The 15,246-nt window shown below is 67.0% G+C and carries 15 protein-coding genes and 1 pseudogene; 12 read left to right on the forward strand and 4 right to left on the reverse strand.

Annotation, left to right across the window (positions count from 1 at the left end):
• Positions 1–162: 162 nt before the first annotated feature.
• From BLW38_RS03305 to BLW38_RS03315, 3 genes are all read left to right on the forward strand, one after another.
• Positions 163–1,413 carry an RNA-guided endonuclease InsQ/TnpB family protein gene (locus BLW38_RS03305; protein ID WP_092814200.1) on the forward strand — a complete coding sequence of 417 codons (1,251 nt, stop codon included), beginning with the start codon at positions 163–165 and terminating at the stop codon, positions 1,411–1,413.
• A 238-nt stretch (positions 1,414–1,651) separates the two neighbouring features.
• Positions 1,652–2,776 (forward strand): hypothetical protein, encoded by a 1,125-nt coding sequence (locus BLW38_RS03310; protein WP_143040790.1) that lies wholly within the window; start codon positions 1,652–1,654, stop codon positions 2,774–2,776.
• Between the two features lie 75 nt (positions 2,777–2,851).
• Entirely contained in the window at positions 2,852–4,627 is a 1,776-nt protein-coding gene (locus BLW38_RS03315; RefSeq protein WP_092814206.1) for a DUF7504 family protein, read from the forward strand.
• 247 nt (positions 4,628–4,874) lie between these two features.
• Here BLW38_RS03315 and BLW38_RS16785 read toward each other — a convergent pair.
• Positions 4,875–4,982 (reverse strand): annotated as a pseudogene (locus BLW38_RS16785) (restriction endonuclease); the annotation flags it as partial.
• 53 nt (positions 4,983–5,035) lie between these two features.
• On the opposite strand from BLW38_RS16785, the gene BLW38_RS03320 reads away from it, so the two are divergent.
• The 5 genes from BLW38_RS03320 (at position 5,036) to BLW38_RS03340 (ending at position 9,170) form a co-directional block, all read left to right on the forward strand.
• On the forward strand, positions 5,036–6,319 hold the full coding sequence (locus BLW38_RS03320) for an NAD-dependent epimerase/dehydratase family protein (protein WP_092814209.1): 1,284 nt from the start codon (positions 5,036–5,038) through the stop codon (positions 6,317–6,319).
• Positions 6,316–7,308 carry an NAD-dependent epimerase/dehydratase family protein gene (locus BLW38_RS03325; protein WP_092814212.1) on the forward strand — a complete coding sequence of 331 codons (993 nt, stop codon included), beginning with the start codon at positions 6,316–6,318 and terminating at the stop codon, positions 7,306–7,308. Before BLW38_RS03320 ends, BLW38_RS03325 begins: the two co-directional genes overlap by 4 nt.
• A 203-nt stretch (positions 7,309–7,511) precedes the next feature.
• Complete coding sequence (locus BLW38_RS03330; RefSeq protein ID WP_092814215.1) at positions 7,512–8,495, forward strand: NAD-dependent epimerase/dehydratase family protein; 984 nt, start codon at positions 7,512–7,514, stop codon at positions 8,493–8,495.
• 74 nt (positions 8,496–8,569) lie between these two features.
• Positions 8,570–8,803: an antitoxin VapB family protein gene (locus BLW38_RS03335; RefSeq protein ID WP_092814218.1), complete on the forward strand. Its 234-nt coding sequence runs from the start codon at positions 8,570–8,572 to the stop codon at positions 8,801–8,803.
• The gene (locus tag BLW38_RS03340) at positions 8,784–9,170 is read left to right on the forward strand and encodes a PIN domain-containing protein (RefSeq protein WP_092814221.1); all 387 of its coding nucleotides are present in this window, start codon (positions 8,784–8,786) and stop codon (positions 9,168–9,170) included. Before BLW38_RS03335 ends, BLW38_RS03340 begins: the two co-directional genes overlap by 20 nt.
• A gap of 31 nt (positions 9,171–9,201) precedes the next feature.
• On the opposite strand, the gene BLW38_RS03345 is transcribed toward BLW38_RS03340, so the two are convergent.
• A complete protein-coding gene (locus BLW38_RS03345; protein ID WP_092814225.1) occupies positions 9,202–10,059 on the reverse strand; it encodes a TrmB family transcriptional regulator in 858 nt (285 codons plus the stop codon).
• A gap of 172 nt (positions 10,060–10,231) precedes the next feature.
• Here BLW38_RS03345 and BLW38_RS16645 point away from each other — a divergent pair, with 172 nt between their 5' ends.
• Complete coding sequence (locus BLW38_RS16645; protein ID WP_281241159.1) at positions 10,232–10,354, forward strand: hypothetical protein; 123 nt, start codon at positions 10,232–10,234, stop codon at positions 10,352–10,354.
• A 142-nt stretch (positions 10,355–10,496) separates the two neighbouring features.
• On the opposite strand, the gene BLW38_RS03350 is transcribed toward BLW38_RS16645, so the two are convergent.
• Entirely contained in the window at positions 10,497–10,937 is a 441-nt protein-coding gene (locus BLW38_RS03350; protein WP_092815596.1) for a universal stress protein, read from the reverse strand.
• A 219-nt stretch (positions 10,938–11,156) separates the two neighbouring features.
• Here BLW38_RS03350 and BLW38_RS03355 point away from each other — a divergent pair, with 219 nt between their 5' ends.
• A complete protein-coding gene (locus tag BLW38_RS03355; RefSeq protein WP_092814228.1) occupies positions 11,157–11,927 on the forward strand; it encodes a diphthine--ammonia ligase in 771 nt (256 codons plus the stop codon).
• Between the two features lie 121 nt (positions 11,928–12,048).
• Here BLW38_RS03355 and BLW38_RS03360 read toward each other — a convergent pair whose 3' ends face one another.
• Positions 12,049–13,023: a sugar phosphate nucleotidyltransferase gene (locus tag BLW38_RS03360; protein WP_092814231.1), complete on the reverse strand. Its 975-nt coding sequence runs from the start codon at positions 13,021–13,023 to the stop codon at positions 12,049–12,051.
• Between the two features lie 130 nt (positions 13,024–13,153).
• Between BLW38_RS03360 and BLW38_RS03365 the strand changes: the two genes are divergently transcribed.
• Together BLW38_RS03365 and BLW38_RS03370 are read left to right on the forward strand one after the other, a co-directional pair.
• Positions 13,154–13,462 (forward strand): transcriptional regulator, encoded by a 309-nt coding sequence (locus BLW38_RS03365; RefSeq protein ID WP_092814234.1) that lies wholly within the window; start codon positions 13,154–13,156, stop codon positions 13,460–13,462.
• Between the two features lie 34 nt (positions 13,463–13,496).
• Entirely contained in the window at positions 13,497–15,203 is a 1,707-nt protein-coding gene (locus BLW38_RS03370) for a sensor histidine kinase (RefSeq protein WP_245710036.1), read from the forward strand.
• Positions 15,204–15,246 lie beyond the last annotated feature (43 nt).

The following is a 15,246-nucleotide window of genomic DNA, read 5'->3' on the forward strand; positions in this document are numbered from 1 at the left end:
ATCCACCAGGAGATCAGCAAATTCGAGGTGGAGCCCCCGACCTCACAGAGCGAACCAGTGAGCGAGTAGGTCGGGGAGGAACCCGATATGGGACGACACAACCGACAGACTGCGACCACTCGACTCCCAAACGTATAAATACCGTAAAATACACTCTGAAGTATGGACGTGCGTCGAACTTCCGTCGTGAAACTCGCCGTTTCCGACGAGCAACGCGATGCACTCCACCGAACCGCCGACCAATACCTGTACTGCGCCAACCGAACCGCTGACTACTGTTGGTCCGAAGCAACATACACGGAGTGCAAGACCAACAAGCGAGAGGTCCGCGACACACTCTACTCCGAACTCCGGGAGGAAACGGAGTTACAGGCACAACTCGTCCAAGCCGCGATTCGTCGCGCCGTCGAAGCCATCAAGGGCGTTGTCGAGCGATGGAAAAAGGGACAGCGCGTCTCTTGTCCCACGTTCACCGCCGAAACAATGGACTACGACGCGCGGAGCGCAACCATCTCCCGAAACAGGGTATCGCTGGCAACTGTTGAGGGCCGAGTCGAACCGTCGTTCGTTCTCCCAGCAGAGAGTCCGACACCCTACGAGCGGTACGTACTCTCCGAAGACTACGAGTTCCGCGAGAGTACCCTACGGTACGATGAGGCGACTGACGAGTTTTACCTCAATATTTCGACCCGGCGGACAGACGGTGACGACGCAGAGGGTCCTGCAGATACCGAGCACCCCGATCAAACGGTCCTCGGAATCGACCTCGGCGTCAACAATCTCGCTGTGTCCTCAACTGGCACGTTCTGGCAGGGGGACGACTACGACCACTGGTGTCGTGAGTTCGAGAAACGGCGCGGTGAGATGCAGCAGCGCGGCACGCAGGCCGCGCACAACGCCTTACTTCGACTCGGGAAACGCGAAGAAGCCTGGCGCACACAGTACATCCACACGATCGCCAACGAACTCGTCTCGGAAGCCGTCGAACACGATTGCGATGTGATCGCGTTCGAGGAGTTAAGCGACATTCGAGAGCGGCTTCCACACGCGAAGTGGCACCACGTTTGGGCGTTCCGACGCCTGTTTGAATACGTTTCCTACAAAGCCCCTGAACAGGACATCTCCGTGGAGAAAGTTGAGCCGAACCACACGTCCCAACGGTGTTCACGGACGGACTGTGGGTTCACGCACGAGGACAACCGCCAGGGGGAACAGTTCGAGTGCCAGAAGTGCGGGTATGAGGTGAACGCGGATTACAACGCCGGAAAGAACATTGGCGTGCGGTACGCCCGAAAACGGACACACAAACTCCGTTCCTCGCCCACGTCGGGGGGCGGAGACGCACTAGTAGACGTGCGTGTGAATGGTGGGATAGTGAACGGCAAGAGTCACCAGTCGATTGCTGGCGACTGATTGCCGGGAGTCCACATCAAAGCCCTCCCCTCAAGGACCGAGGCGCGAAGCACCGAGGGAGTAGGGGAGGGTAGTTTACCCTTGGGATGCGAACGACGACGGCGTCCGACGAACGCAAGACGTCGTCCGGGGCGCGGCGCCGATCCCGGCGGGATTCCCCGATACCTTTATTCAGTCGCAGAATAACATTCAGACGAACGACACGTACCGTGAGACGATGGTCCCCACCCCCGATCAGATGACCGATCTACCTGCCGACGCCGAGCCGTTCGCCGACTGGGTCGCCGAGACGGCGGCAGCCCGCGGCGTCTCCGAACAGGAGCTGTTGAACCAGCTGGTGTCCGCCCTCTGGGTGCTCGACGAGCTCGACAACCTCCGTCGTGGATCCGGGGACGGGTCCGACGGCGACGGCGAGGATCGATCCGGTTCGTCGACTGCTGAGGACTCGGTCGCCGTCCCGGGATTCGATTCGTCGGACGTCGGCACCGAGGACGCCGACGCCGAGAAGTCGGCTGCCGAGACGGCGGAAACGGGCGTTGGGGACGACGATCGTGACCATACCACCGCTTCCGTCGCGGACGATGCTGTCAGCGATGCTGCCGAGGACGACGCCGACACTGATTCCACCGAGGACGACACCGCTGCCGGGATGGCCGGTGACCGCCAGGACGTCCTCGAGGCGCTCCTGGAGTCGGCCGACGTGGCGTCGGGATCGGGGTCGACCCCTGACACGCATCGCCTGGAACGCCATCTCCACGACCTCTCGCTCGACGTCGAGGACCAGCGCAAACGCCACGATCGATATACCGACCGGATCTCCGACGAGATCACGCGGATCAACGGCCGGGTCCGGTCGCTCGAGGAGTCCACCGAGCGGTTCCTGACCGCGGACGACCTCGATCCCTACGCCACCGAGACGGCGGTCGACCGGGAGATCGGCGATCTCGAGGACTGGATCGATTCGGAGTTCGACGACATCGAGGCGCTGTTCGAACACGTGCTCTCGATGGTCGACGACCTCGAGAGCCGGCTCGACGACCGCGAGGCGGCGATTCGGTCGGCGTTCGAGTCGGAGCTCGCGTCGATCCGATCGCGGCTCGACGACCGCGACCGGCTTGCGGCGCTCAGACGAGAGGCGATGACGACCGGGATCCGGACGGCGGCGTGTGCCGACTGCGGCGAAACGGTCGATCTCGCGCTGCTCGAGGCGCCCCGCTGTCCCGACTGTACCGCGACGTTCCGGGCGGTCGAGCCGGCGGGCTGGAACCCCTTCGCGTCGGCGACGCTGCGAACCGGACCGACGGATCCCCCGGTCGACGCGTCCGACGGGGCCGACGACGATCCCCTCGACGGTGACGCGTGAGCCGGTCGCGTCGGGGGCGTGCCGACACGGGCGGGTGCGGGCCGTGTGGGTCATGATTCGGTTGGAGGTTCGGGGATGACCGGCGACGCCGCTGATGCCGACGATCCGGACGGCGACTCCGCCGACTTGCGACGGCGCGGGCGGTTCGAGCAGCTCCGAGCCCGCTTGCGCGGCGAAACCGGGGACGAGACGGCCACGGAGACGCCGGACGAGGTGGCGGGCGATGCGAGCCGTGAGGACGAGAATGCGAGCGAGGATGCGGGCGATACCGCACCCGACGACGTGGATGACCGGTGGCCAGCCGAGGTGGACCCGATTCCGACCGAATCCACGACGCCCGCCTCACCATCCACCACGGGGACGGGATCGACGACAGAGAGCGATCCTGAAACGGCCGAGCAGACTGAGCAGACCGAGCAGACCGAGAGCGATCCCGGGGGGACTGATCGCGCCGAGACGATCGACGGAGCGAAGATGACGACTGGCGCCGATTCGGAGGACGATGCGGATTCCTGGGAATGGGTGCACGACGAGGGACCACCGGAGGCGGGGGAGACCGGCGACGGAGCGCCCGACCCGGAGTCGGATACGGAGCCGGCAACGGAAACCGACACTGCTGGGGAGCCGGGAGATGCCGACGATCGCGTCTGGTCCGCGGGGGAGACGGGGACGGACGCGACGGAGACGGACGCCGTCGAGACTCAAGGGGATGTCCCCGCAGACGCCGGGGAGTCGGCGGATCGCACGTCAACGGGGCGGATATGGGACGACCCGACGTCGTCGATGTCGGCGACGACGGACACGGATTCGGCGACGACGGACACGGATTCGGCGACGACGGACACGGACTCATCGCCGAGGGACACTCGCTCAGTCGAAACGGATGAACCGGCTGAGTCGGTTGAAGCGGATGAGCCCGCTGAGCTGGCTGAGTCGGCCAAGACTGGGTCATCAGACTCGCAGGAGGCGACGGCGGCATCCGCCATCGAGGCGACGTCCACCGACTCGGATGCGGCCGAATCGGGTTCGGCCGACTCGGGGACGGCCGGCAGGGAGTCGCCGACGCCGACGTCACCGGTGGGTGACCGGGATTCCGACATCGATCACCTCGGCGAATCACTGGCTGACGCAACCGATGCATCAGTGCCGACGGGACCCACGAACGAGCCACGATCGGAGTCGGTCCCCGAGCTTCCGACGTTCGACGCGATCGAGCCGGGATCGAGCGCGCTCGTGCTCAGCCCGTTGTCGGGGCCCCTTTCGACGGCGGCCTGCGGTCGACTGCTCGATGCCGGCGAGGGGGCGGCGGCCGACGCGGTCGGGTCCGGGCCGGCCGACGAGGATGCGCCGGCGGGACCTCGCGAGCGAAACGTGCTCCTGGTCGCGGTCGAAGCGTCGGCCGCCGAGCGGATCGACGTGTGTCACCGGGCGGGCATCGACGCCGGCGAGATCGCAGCGATCGAGGTCGGCAGCCACGGCGGGTCGCGGTCGGTCGCCTCGGAGACGACCGGGGGCGGACAGTCGGTCTCGGTCACGCGCGTCTCCCGGCCCGGGAACCTCTCGAAGCTCGGCATCCTGATCACCAAACAGCTCTCCGAGTGGGAATCCGACGGGCGGCCGATCGTCTTCTGTCTGCATTCGTTGACGGCGCTGCAGCAGGCCGTCTCCGACGAGAAGCTGTTCCGGTTTCTCCACGTGTTGACCCGGCGGCTGGCCGCAAGCGGGTGTCGGGCGCATTTCCATATGGACCCCGACGCCCACCACGAGATGGTCGTCGGGACCGTTCGCCCCATCTTCGACGTCGTCGTCCGGATCGGTCCGAACGGGGCCGTCGACGTCGACCGGGAGTGAGGGACAGGTTCGAAACGACGATCCCGAAAGCCCTCGGCTGCTCGACGTCCCGCGACCGCACGAGACTGCATCTCGTTGGCCCTCGTTCGCTTCGTCGCCGGCGCACAGCGCCGGCTTCCATCGGGACCGATCCCGCACAGGTCACGAGAATCCGCTGCGCGCCTCAGACCTGGGGTGCTTGCGGGCCCGGGAACGTCACGGCGCTTTGCGACGTGAGATCGGGAGGCGTGGTCTCCCGGAGGTCCTCGCCGTCGAAGTCGAACGTCGCGATCGTCGAACGGGGCTTCTGGACGATCGGCCGTCCGACCGTCTCCGTGTGCTTGCACTCGACGATGATCGCGCGCCGTCTTCCCTCGGAGGCGACTCCACAACCTTTTACCCACTAGTTACTCAACTCCTGAGTAACCAATGACGATCCTCGTCACGGGCGCCGACGGCTACATCGGCTGGCCCACCGCGCTGCGCATCGCGACACGGACCGATGATCGCGTCCTGCTGACCGACACCTTCGGGCGCCGGGAGTGGGTTTCGGAGGTCGGCTCGACGTCGGCGATCCCGATCGCGTCGATGGCGGAGCGCCTCGACGCCGCCGAGGAGGTTCACGGCTGTGCAAACCTCTCGTTCGTCGAGGGCGACCTGACCGATCGGTCGTTCGTCGACGAGCTGCTGCAGGTCCACGAGCCGGAGACGGTCGTCCACACGGCCGCCCAGCCCTCCGCGCCCTACTCGCAGATCAACGGCGAGCGCGCGAACTTCACCCAGCACAACAACATGCAGGCCACGCGCAACCTCGCGTGGGGGCTCCACGAGAACGACCTCTCGGACACCCACCTGATCGAGACGACGACGACCGGCGTCTACGGCGCCCCCGAGTTCCCCATCCCCGAGGGCGGCGCGACGATGGAACACGACGGCGAGCGCGACGACGTCCCCTTCCCCGCGATGGCTGGCAGCTGGTACCACCTCACTAAGAGTCACGACGCCGCCAACCTCCGGCTGGCTCACGAGCAGTTCGACATCCCTGTTTCGGACGTTCGGACCGCGATCACCTACGGGACCGGAACCGCCGAGACCGCGGCGGACGACCGGCTCGCCACCCGGTTCGACTTCGACTACTACTTCGGCGTCGTCGCCCACCGCTTTGCCGCCCAGGCGGTCGCGGGCTACCCCATCACGGTCTACGGAAAGGGCGAACAGCGCAAGCCCTTCGTCGCGCTCGAGGACGCCGTCGAGGGCCTCGCCCGCCTCGCGCTCGGCGACCCCGACGATCGGCCCGCCGATCACGCCGTCTACAACCAGGTCACCCGCCCGATCTCCATCGTCGAAATGGGCACCACGATCGCCGACGTCGCCGCCGAGTTCGATCTCGGCACCGAGGTCGAACACTTCGAGAACCCCCGCGACGAGGACGAGACGCACAAGATGGCGATCGAAAACGACCGCTACCTCGACCTCATCGACGGCCAGTCGGTCACCTTCGAGGCGGGCATTCGCGACGTGATCGAGGCCCTCCTCGAGAACGCCGACACGATCGCCGCCCACGAGGACCGCTTCCTCCCCGGCGTGCTCGAGGACCGCCTCGCGGCGGAGGCGGAAACGGACGCTGACGCCGACGCCGCCGACGCAACTGACGCCGCCGACGCCACTGACACAACAGGCGACGACCAGGAGCCCGAGGTGGAGGCTCGGTGACCACCACGACCACGACCACGACCGCCCCCCGACACGTCCTCGTCACCGGCGGCTGCGGCTACATCGGGAGCGCGCTCGTGCCACGTCTGCGCGCGGACGACCGCGTTGCGACCGTCACGGTCCTCGATGACCTCTCCGGGTCCTCCCCGCGAAACCTGCTCGCAAGCGGGCTCGCGACCGACGACACGATCCGGTTCCGCCGCGGCGACGTCACGGAGTACGGCGACGTCGAGTCGGCGATGCGCCCGGCCGACACCGTGATCCACCTCGCAGCCATCACGGGTGCGGCCTCGACCCACGACCGCCCCGCGGAGACCGCCCGCGTGAACTACGACGCGACCGAGCACGTCCTCCGGGCCGCCGGCAAGCTGGGCGTCTCCAACGTCGTCTTCGCCTCCTCGTGTAACGTCTACGGGCGGGCGGCCGCCGAGGACATCAACGAGACCGTCGATCCCGACCCGATCAACCCCTACGCCGAGACGAAGCTCCGCGCCGAGGGCCTCCTCGAGGAGGCGATCGACGAGTACGACCTGACGGGCACGGCCCTCCGGATGAGCACGAACTACGGCTACGCCCCCGGCGTCCGGTTCAACCTCGTCGTCAACCACTTCGTCTTCCGCGCGCTCACCGACCGTCCCCTCACGGTCTACGGCGACGGGAGCAACTGGCGCCCGTTCATCCACGTGACCGACGCCGCCCGCGCGTACGCACACGCCGCCCTCGACCCCGAGAGCTGGGACCGCCTCGTCTACAACGTCGGCGACGACGCCGCCAACTACCGCATCGCGGAGATCGCCGAGGCCGTCCGCGAGGAACTCGACCGAGATCTCGACGTCACCTACCTCGAGGAGGAACATCCCGGCCCCTCCTACAACGTGAACTTCGACCGCCTCGCGGAGACCGGCTTCGAGACGGAGCGCTCCCTCCGGGAGGGCATCCGCGATCTGGCCGACCGCTTCGGCGAGGACGCCCCGATCGCGACGGCGTAGTGTCGCTCCCCCGCGATCGCATCCAGCATATCGGGTGGGACAGCGTTGCCGTTCACACCGATCGATCCGGCATCGTGCCACGGAGTGGCGCCGTATCACCCACCTCACGTCGTCGACGACTCACGCCGCTCTCCGGACCGACCCTCGACGACCCCCGTAGCCGAAACGTGGCCTATTTGCCGCCACGTCCCGCGACCCAGAGTATGACGAGTCAGACGACCGTCGCCGTGACCGGCGCGGCCGGGTTCATCGGCAGCAAGGTGGTGCGCCTGCTTCGGGAGGCACACCCCGACTGGGAGATCGTCGCCGTCGACAACTTCTACCTCGGCGACGTCCGCCGGATCGGCGACGTCGAGGTCGAACACGTCGACGTCCGGAACCGTGATCGGCTGGAGGACGCGCTCGCGGGCGCCGACGTCGTCTGCCACCTGGCGGCGATAAGCGGCGTCGACGACTGCGAGGACCACGCCGATCTCGCCTATGAGGTGAACGTCCAGGGGACGACCAACGTCGCGTGGTGCTGCCGGAAGACCGGGGCCGCACTCGTGTTTCCGTTCAGCATGGCGGTGCTCGGCGACCCCGAGTCGTTCCCGATCACCGTCGACGACGCCCGCGACCCGATGAACTGGTACGGGCGCACGAAGGTGCTCGGCGAGCACGCGATCGAGGACCTCGCGGACGGCGCGTTCCCGGCCCACCTCTACCTCAAGTCGAACCTCTACGGCGAACACGAGATCGACGGCCGGCGCGTCTCGAAGGGGACGGTCATCAACTTCTTCGTCGGTCGCGTGCTTGCCGGCGAGCCCCTCACCGTCTATGAACCCGGGACGCAGGCGCGAAACTACGTCCACGTCACCGACGTCGCGCGGGCGTACGTCCGGAGCACGGAGCGACTCCTCGAGGCGCTCGATGCCGGCGAGACCGGCGTGCGGAAGTACGAGATCGCCTCCGAGGAGGACCCGAGCGTGATGTCGGTCGCGAAGCTGACCGCGTCGATCGCCCGCGAGGAGCTCGGCGTCGACCCCGAGGTGACGCTGCTTGAGAACCCCCGCGAGGAGACGCTCGTCGACGCCTTCGACGTCAACATCGACGCCGCCCGGACCGATCTCGGGTGGGCACCCGAACACACCGTCGAGGACTCGATCCGTCGACTGCTCCGCGAACGCGCGGACGAGCTCGACGTCTGAGACGAGTTACGAACGACGTCCCGGTCCGTCGTTTCACCATATACATTTACGTGTACGTGTACACGATATCGGGTATGGCGACGAAAACGATCACCGTGACCGAGGAGGCCTACGAGCGGTTGCGGGAGATGAAGCGGGATGACGAGAGCTTCACCGACGTCCTCCTGCGGGTGACGGGAGATGAACGTGACGTGATGAAGGGGTTCGGGGCCTGGAAGGGGGCGGGACTCCGGGACGCGGTCGACGACGCGAGTGACGAGTTGGACGAGGACTTCAAGGACCGACAGAATGCACTGTTTAGGCGCTAACGCGTTGATCGACTATCTCGAGGGGGAGCCGAAGATCGCCACGTTTCTCGAGGAGACCGATCGCCGTCCTCTGTTCGCATCCACGATCGCGCTGCACGAGGTGTTCGTCGGCGCCGCGCGGCTGCGCGGGCGATCGGGGGTGGCGGACGCCCGTTCGGACCTCGACTGGGTCGAACCGCTGGAACTCTCGCCCGGCGGCGCGGCCGAGGCCGCCGTGATCGACGCGGAACTCCGGGACGCGGGAACGCCGATAGGGGCGATGGACACGATCATCGCAGGAACGGTCCGCGATGCGGGAGCGACGCTTGTCACGGCAGACGGCCACTTCGATGCGGTTCGCGACCTCGACGTCCGGCGGTATCGGTGAGGTACGACGAGTCGGGACACGCCGAGATGATTCACGAATACGGGTCGGCCGCGAGGGTGTCGTACTCCCAGGTGAGCTGGAAGTACCGTTCGAGCCCGGCCACGAACGACGGGTTCTCCGTGACCGCGGCCTGCCGTTTATGAAGGGGGATCTCCTCCTCCTCGACGAGCAACACGGCGCGACCGGAGTCGTACGCCATACTCGGGTCCGCGATCGTTCCGCGCCAGGGCAACCGCGTCGCGCTGAACCGGACCGCGACGTCGGGGTACTCCTCGCGGAGGCGCGCCACCGTTCGCTCCTGCACCGCGGCGTTCTCCGCGCTTAACAGCGATGGGTCCAGAAAGAGCACGCGGAGGTCCCGGCCGCGATCGATCGCGTCCGCGACGGTCGGCTCGACCGACTCCAAATACTCGAAACTCTTCGTGAGCACGTCGACGCGCTCGGCCGCGCCCCGATACAGCGACCGCGTCTCGGCCTCGCTGGGGTCGCCGACGTCGACGACGTGGAACAGCTCCTCGGTCGGGGAGATGTCCTCGCTCGCGCGCTCGTAGAGGGGCCCGAGCGTCTCCAGGAATTCCTCGCGAACCGACTCGATCTCAGCACGGTAGGATTCGTACGACTGCCGGCGGTTTTCGACGGCGCGATCGAGGATCGTCGCTGGCGGCTTCGGCTGGTACTGCTTGGGTCGTCCCGGAATGACCTTGATGTAGCCCGCGTCGGCCAGCTCGTCGAGCACGCCGTAAATACGGGCTTTCGGGATCCCCGTCGCTTCCGAGAGGTCCGGGGCGGTCGTGCGCCCGAGTTCCAGCAACCGCTCCAGCGCCCGCTCCTCGTACTCGGTGCGGTCGAGCGTCGCCAACAGATCGCTGGGATCGCGCTCGGTGGCCATATGCCGACCTGCGCCGCAAGCGTCTTTAATCCACAGTTTCCTGCGTCGACGTCGCCGACGAGTACCGTGCCTTCGTCCTGCACCGATTTCGCTCATCCCGAACGGATCCGAGATACCGGAACCGATGTCACCGACCCGAAGATTGATACCACGACGGATAGTTACTCGAAATATGAGTAACAAAGTCGTCGCCGACGACGAGCACCTTGCCGACGTCGAGGACGGAGCCGGCTGTACGGAGATCTGGGAAAAACTGAGCGCGCAACGAGCCGCGGCCGACGTCGACGAGGAGTGATCTCGCTCGGTACGAGGTATTCCCCACGAGCGCGGTCCTGTTCGTCTTCGCAGCCGTCGCGGCCGGTGCCGCGTTCGTCCTCTCGGATGAGCGACCCTCCTCTGACCCAGAACCACTCGACGCGAGCCGCCCCGATGTGGAGCTACTCGGATCGGCCGCGTCGCACGACGAAGACGGGGATCGAGGCGTTGTCGACCACGCGCTCGGAGACGCTGCCGAGCGAGACGATCTTCTCCTTGGGCGTCTTCCCGTGGGCGCCGATGACGATCAGGTCGCAGTCCGCCTCGTCGGCGTACGCGAGGACCTCCTTCCAGGGCGTCCCCGTTCGGACCGCCTCGACCGTCTCGAGCCCCTCGGCGGCGGCCCGGTCGGCGACGTCCGCGACGGCGGCCTCGCCGTCCGCCTCCAGCGAGTCCCGGAGGTCGTCCGTGGCGTCGCCCTCGGCCGCCGTCACGAGGCGATTGTCGACGACGTAGAGGGCGTGTACCGTGGCGTCGTTATCGGCCGCGATCGACAGCGCGTGCGGGAGCGTCTGCTCGACCGTCTCGGTGCCGTCCGTGGGAACGAGTACGCGATCGTACATCTCGATACCGAGTTGCACGCCCGCACTCATCAACGTCCCGACCGGTCCCCGACCACATCCGACCCACACCCGGATCGCCGTTTCCCCCGTCCACCACCCTGCAGTCATCCGCCTCCACCCTGTAGCCATCCGCCTCCACCCTGCAGTCATCCGCCTCCACCCTGCAGTCCTCACACCCGGACCGCTGCCGCTTTATCCGCGGGGCTCGCCGTCTCAAGTATGACCGACGAGTGGGTGAGCCTCTTTTCGGGCGGCAAGGACTCCGCGTGGGCCCTCCATCGCGCCCTCGAGGCGGACCTCGACGTTGCCGCCCTCCTGACCGTCCATCCGACGGGGGATTCGTATATGTACCACACGCCGGCGACGGGGCTCGCCAGCCTCGCCGCCGAGAGCATCGGCATCGACCTCCTCGAGATCGAACCGGACGACTTCGACGCCGCCGGAGCCGAGGAGTCCGGCGCACAGGGCGACGCCGAACTCGAACCGCTCGAGGCCGCCCTCGCGAGTCTCCAGCGCGGACCGGACACCGAGACGACCGTCGACCCCACCGACGCCCTGGCTCGCCGGCACGGCCCGATCGACCTGGCCGGCGTCACCGCCGGTGCCGTCGAAAGCGAGTTCCAGACGAGCCGGATCGAGGCGATGTGTGACCGGCTGGGGATCGGCTTGTTCGCGCCGTTGTGGCAGCGCGACCCGGTCGCGCTCGCCGAGGCGATGATCGACGCCGGCTTCGAGATCCGGATCGTTCAGGTGGCTGCTTACGGCCTCGATGAATCCTGGCTCGGCCGAACGCTGGATCACGACGCCCTCGCGGAGCTGCAGGCGCTCACTCAGAAGTACGGCGTCCACGTCCTCGGCGAGGGCGGCGAGTTCGAGACGATCGTCACCGACGGCCCGGAGATGGACCGCCCGATCCGGTTCGACGCCGAACCGGTCTGGGAGGGGTCACGCGGCCACCTGCGCATCGGAAAAAAAACGTGGCTTGAGTGATCGTCGGACGCGTGGCTTGAGTGATCGTCGGACCCGTCAGCGGGACCGAGCCGCCGGTCGTCGCTAGAACTGGCGCCGACTGAGAACTGCCCGTCGACCGAGATCTGGCGCCGACCGCCGTCTAGAACTGTCCGCCATCGGTGATCGAGGTGTGGGCGCCGATGAGCGCGCCCGAGAGGTCGAAGTTCTCGATCGTCGTGCCGCGGTCGATGATCGACCCGCGGATCTCCGCGTTGCGGACGCTCGCGTTCGGAAAGACGACGGCCCGGTCGAGCGTCGCGTCCTCGACGGTCGCGTCCGCCATCACGTGGACGGTCTCACCGAGCCGCGAGTCGGTCACCGTCGCGTCCTCGTGGACGATCGTGCCGCCGTCGAGTGACCACTCGATGGCGTCGAGGTAGCTCTCGGGCGTCCCGATGTCGAACCAGGCGCCGTCGAAGGTGAACGCCCGCACCGTCCGGCGCTGTTGGAGCCACTGGATGAACCAGCCGGGCTCGTCGGGGTTCTCGCCCGCCTCGAGATAGGTCGACAGGTCCCCGAGCCGGTCGGCGGGGAACGCGTAACAGGCGATGGAGACGAGCGTGCTCTTGGGGTCGTCGGGCTTCTCCTGGAAGTCGACGACGCGATCCCCGTCGAGATCGACGAGGCCGTAGGACTTCGCCTTCTCGCGGGAGCCGACGTCGTAGGCGGCAAGTGCCGGCTCGCCGGTCTCCGCGAAGAAGTCGACGAAGTCGGCGATGTCGAAGCTGATGAGGTTGTCGCCGGCGACGACGATCAGGTCGTCGTCGACGCCCTCCCGGTCGACGAGCTGGGCGAGCGCGCCGACGACGCCGAACTTCTCGGACTCGTCGGTCGTGTCCTCGATGGACAGCGTGGGCTTGTCGAAGTCGGCCTCCGCCAGGTACGTCTCGAACTCCCCGGCGAAGCGCTCGTTCGTGGAGACGAACACCTCGTCGATCCGGTCGTCGGCCTCGAGATCCGCGAAGATCTCGTCGATGACCGTGTGGTCGCCGATCGGGAGGAACATCTTCGGACGATCCTTCGTGATCGGCCACAGCCGCGTCGCGTACCCGCCGGCGAGGACAACCGCCTTCATATACTCGCCCAGACGCGAGGGGGTCGTATCATTCTTTTCGTCTCGTGGCGACCCCTCGGCCGCGCCGGGGAAACCGCCACAACTCGGTGCGCCGGGACGTATTTATCCCGGAAGCGACGTACCCCCGCGTATGTCCGTCCCCGACGACGACGACCGCACCACGCGCCAGCGGATCGCCGATCGACTTCGCGACGGCGCGGCCACCGCAAGCGGGCTTGCCGAGGAGTTCGCCGTGCCGGTGCCCGTCGTCTACGAGCATCTCGAACACGTCGCGGAGTCGGTCGAGTCCGACGAGCAGTTCCTCGCGGCACCGCCGACCTGTCCGGAGTGCGGGTTCGATCGGTTCGAGACGCTGCTGTCGCGACCCTCCCGGTGTCCGGAGTGTCGCTGTGAGCGTCTCGAGGAGCCCGCCTACCGGATCGACGGCGGAAACGGATAAACACCTTTAGCGATCCCCGCCGTTAGGTCGGATCGTGCTCGCTCAGTCGCCCGGATCGGTTCTGTTCGCTCGATCGTCCGGATCGGTCGTACTCGTTCAGTCGTTCGGGTCGGGGTCGACGCTGCTGGCGGTCTACGTGCTCGCGTTCGCCGCGGCTGCGGTCGCGTGTTTCGTGAGCGTGCCCCGGGCACGGACGTTCGACGACCCCGACGTTCGCGCCGGCTTGGTCTCGCTGCTGGTCCTGAGCGGCCTCTGGGCGACCGCTCACGTCGGGTTCCTGCTTGCCCCGCCCGGAACGATCGCGCTCGTCCTCTACGTCGCCGGTCTGGTGGCCGGCTTTTCGACGATCGGCGCGTGGCTCTACTTCTGTTCGGCCTACACCGGACGAACGATCCACCGACAGCCGATCTACCGCCGCACCGCGATCGGCATCTTCGTGGTCGTCCTCGCGGTGAAGTTCACCAATCCGATACACGAGATGTATTTCGTCGCCGAGGCGAGCGCGACGCCGTTCCCCCACCTCGGCGTCCAACACCTCATCGGCCACTGGATCGCGATGGGGCTCGCCTACGCGCTCGCGACCGTGGGGATCTTTATGCTCGTCGAACAGTTCACGCAGGTCGGCGCCGACACCACCCCGCTTGCGGTGCTCGTCGGCATCACCGGGCTTCCGCTGGTGCTCGACATCGTCGGCTACCTGAACCCCGGGCTGATCGATATGACCTACGAGCCCCTCGGCGTCGCCGTCTTCGCGGTCGGCGTGCTGTTCATCTTCTTCGACCAGTTCCAGGCGACGCGTATCGCCCACGAGACCGACGACCCCGTGATCGTCCTCGATGACGAGGATCGGGTCCGCGATTACAACGTCAGCGCGCGGCGATACCTCCCGGAGATCGCCGACCGCGCCGTTATCGGCGAGCCGCTCGCCGAGGCGCTTCCCGAACTCGCCGCCGCGATCGACTCCGACGACGACATCTGTCGGATCGACCGGGACGGCGAAACCCTGTATTACCGGATCTCCGTGGGGCCCTTTACCGCCGGGTCGCGTCACCTCGGCCGGCTGCTCACGATAGCCGACGTCACCGACCGCGAACGCTACCGGATGGAGCTCGAGCGGCAGAACGAGCGTCTCGACCGGTTCGCAAGCGTCGTCTCCCACGACCTTCGCAACCCGCTCAACGTCGCCCAGGGACGCGTCGATCTCGCCGTGGAGACCGGCGATGACGAGCATCTCGAGGCTGCCACGAACGCGCTCGACCGGATGGAGGAACTGATCGCCGACGTCCTCACGCTCGCCCGGCAGGGACAGCCGATCGGCGAAACCGAGTCCGTCCGGCTCGGGACGGTGTGTGAGGAGGCCTGGAGCGTGATCGATGCGGAACCGGCGACGCTCGAGGTGGATGCCGACGCCACGATCGACGCCGACGCCGACCGGCTCCAACAGCTGCTCGAGAACCTCTTCCGAAATTCGATCGAACACGGCGGGGAGGACGTGACCATCACCGTCGGCTTGCTTGCGGACGGGGCGGGATTTTACGTCGCCGACGACGGGCCGGGGATCCCGCCCGAGAAACGCGAGGAGGTCTTCGAGTACGGCTACACGAGCGATCCTGAGGGAACCGGCTTCGGCCTCGCCATCGTCTCGGAGATCGCGGAGGCACACGGCTGGACCGTTCGCGCGGTCGAGTCGGATTCCGGCGGCGCCCGGTTCGAGATCACCGGCGTTCGGCGTGTGGAGTGAGCGCGGAGTCAACATCCACAGGCGGACCGTCGCCTGGATCCTC

This window comes from Halopenitus malekzadehii (genome assembly GCF_900108505.1).
Taxonomy (GTDB): domain Archaea; phylum Halobacteriota; class Halobacteria; order Halobacteriales; family Haloferacaceae; genus Halopenitus; species Halopenitus malekzadehii.

What these genes read in the sequence shown, in the direction of transcription:
- BLW38_RS03305 (WP_092814200.1), top strand. Translation starts at nt 163, where the DNA reads ATGGACGTGCGTCGAACTTCCGTCGTGAAACTCGCCGTTTCCGACGAG.
- BLW38_RS03310 (WP_143040790.1), top strand. Translation starts at nt 1,652, where the DNA reads ATGACCGATCTACCTGCCGACGCCGAGCCGTTCGCCGACTGGGTCGCC.
- BLW38_RS03315 (WP_092814206.1), top strand. Translation starts at nt 2,852, where the DNA reads ATGACCGGCGACGCCGCTGATGCCGACGATCCGGACGGCGACTCCGCC.
- BLW38_RS03320 (WP_092814209.1), top strand. Translation starts at nt 5,036, where the DNA reads ATGACGATCCTCGTCACGGGCGCCGACGGCTACATCGGCTGGCCCACC.
- BLW38_RS03330 (WP_092814215.1), top strand. Translation starts at nt 7,512, where the DNA reads ATGACGAGTCAGACGACCGTCGCCGTGACCGGCGCGGCCGGGTTCATC.
- BLW38_RS03335 (WP_092814218.1), top strand. Translation starts at nt 8,570, where the DNA reads ATGGCGACGAAAACGATCACCGTGACCGAGGAGGCCTACGAGCGGTTG.
- BLW38_RS03340 (WP_092814221.1), top strand. Translation starts at nt 8,784, where the DNA reads ATGCACTGTTTAGGCGCTAACGCGTTGATCGACTATCTCGAGGGGGAG.
- BLW38_RS03345 (WP_092814225.1), bottom strand. Translation starts at nt 10,059, where the DNA reads ATGGCCACCGAGCGCGATCCCAGCGATCTGTTGGCGACGCTCGACCGC.
- BLW38_RS16645 (WP_281241159.1), top strand. Translation starts at nt 10,232, where the DNA reads ATGAGTAACAAAGTCGTCGCCGACGACGAGCACCTTGCCGACGTCGAG.
- BLW38_RS03350 (WP_092815596.1), bottom strand. Translation starts at nt 10,937, where the DNA reads ATGTACGATCGCGTACTCGTTCCCACGGACGGCACCGAGACGGTCGAG.
- BLW38_RS03355 (WP_092814228.1), top strand. Translation starts at nt 11,157, where the DNA reads ATGACCGACGAGTGGGTGAGCCTCTTTTCGGGCGGCAAGGACTCCGCG.
- BLW38_RS03360 (WP_092814231.1), bottom strand. Translation starts at nt 13,023, where the DNA reads ATGAAGGCGGTTGTCCTCGCCGGCGGGTACGCGACGCGGCTGTGGCCG.
- BLW38_RS03365 (WP_092814234.1), top strand. Translation starts at nt 13,154, where the DNA reads ATGTCCGTCCCCGACGACGACGACCGCACCACGCGCCAGCGGATCGCC.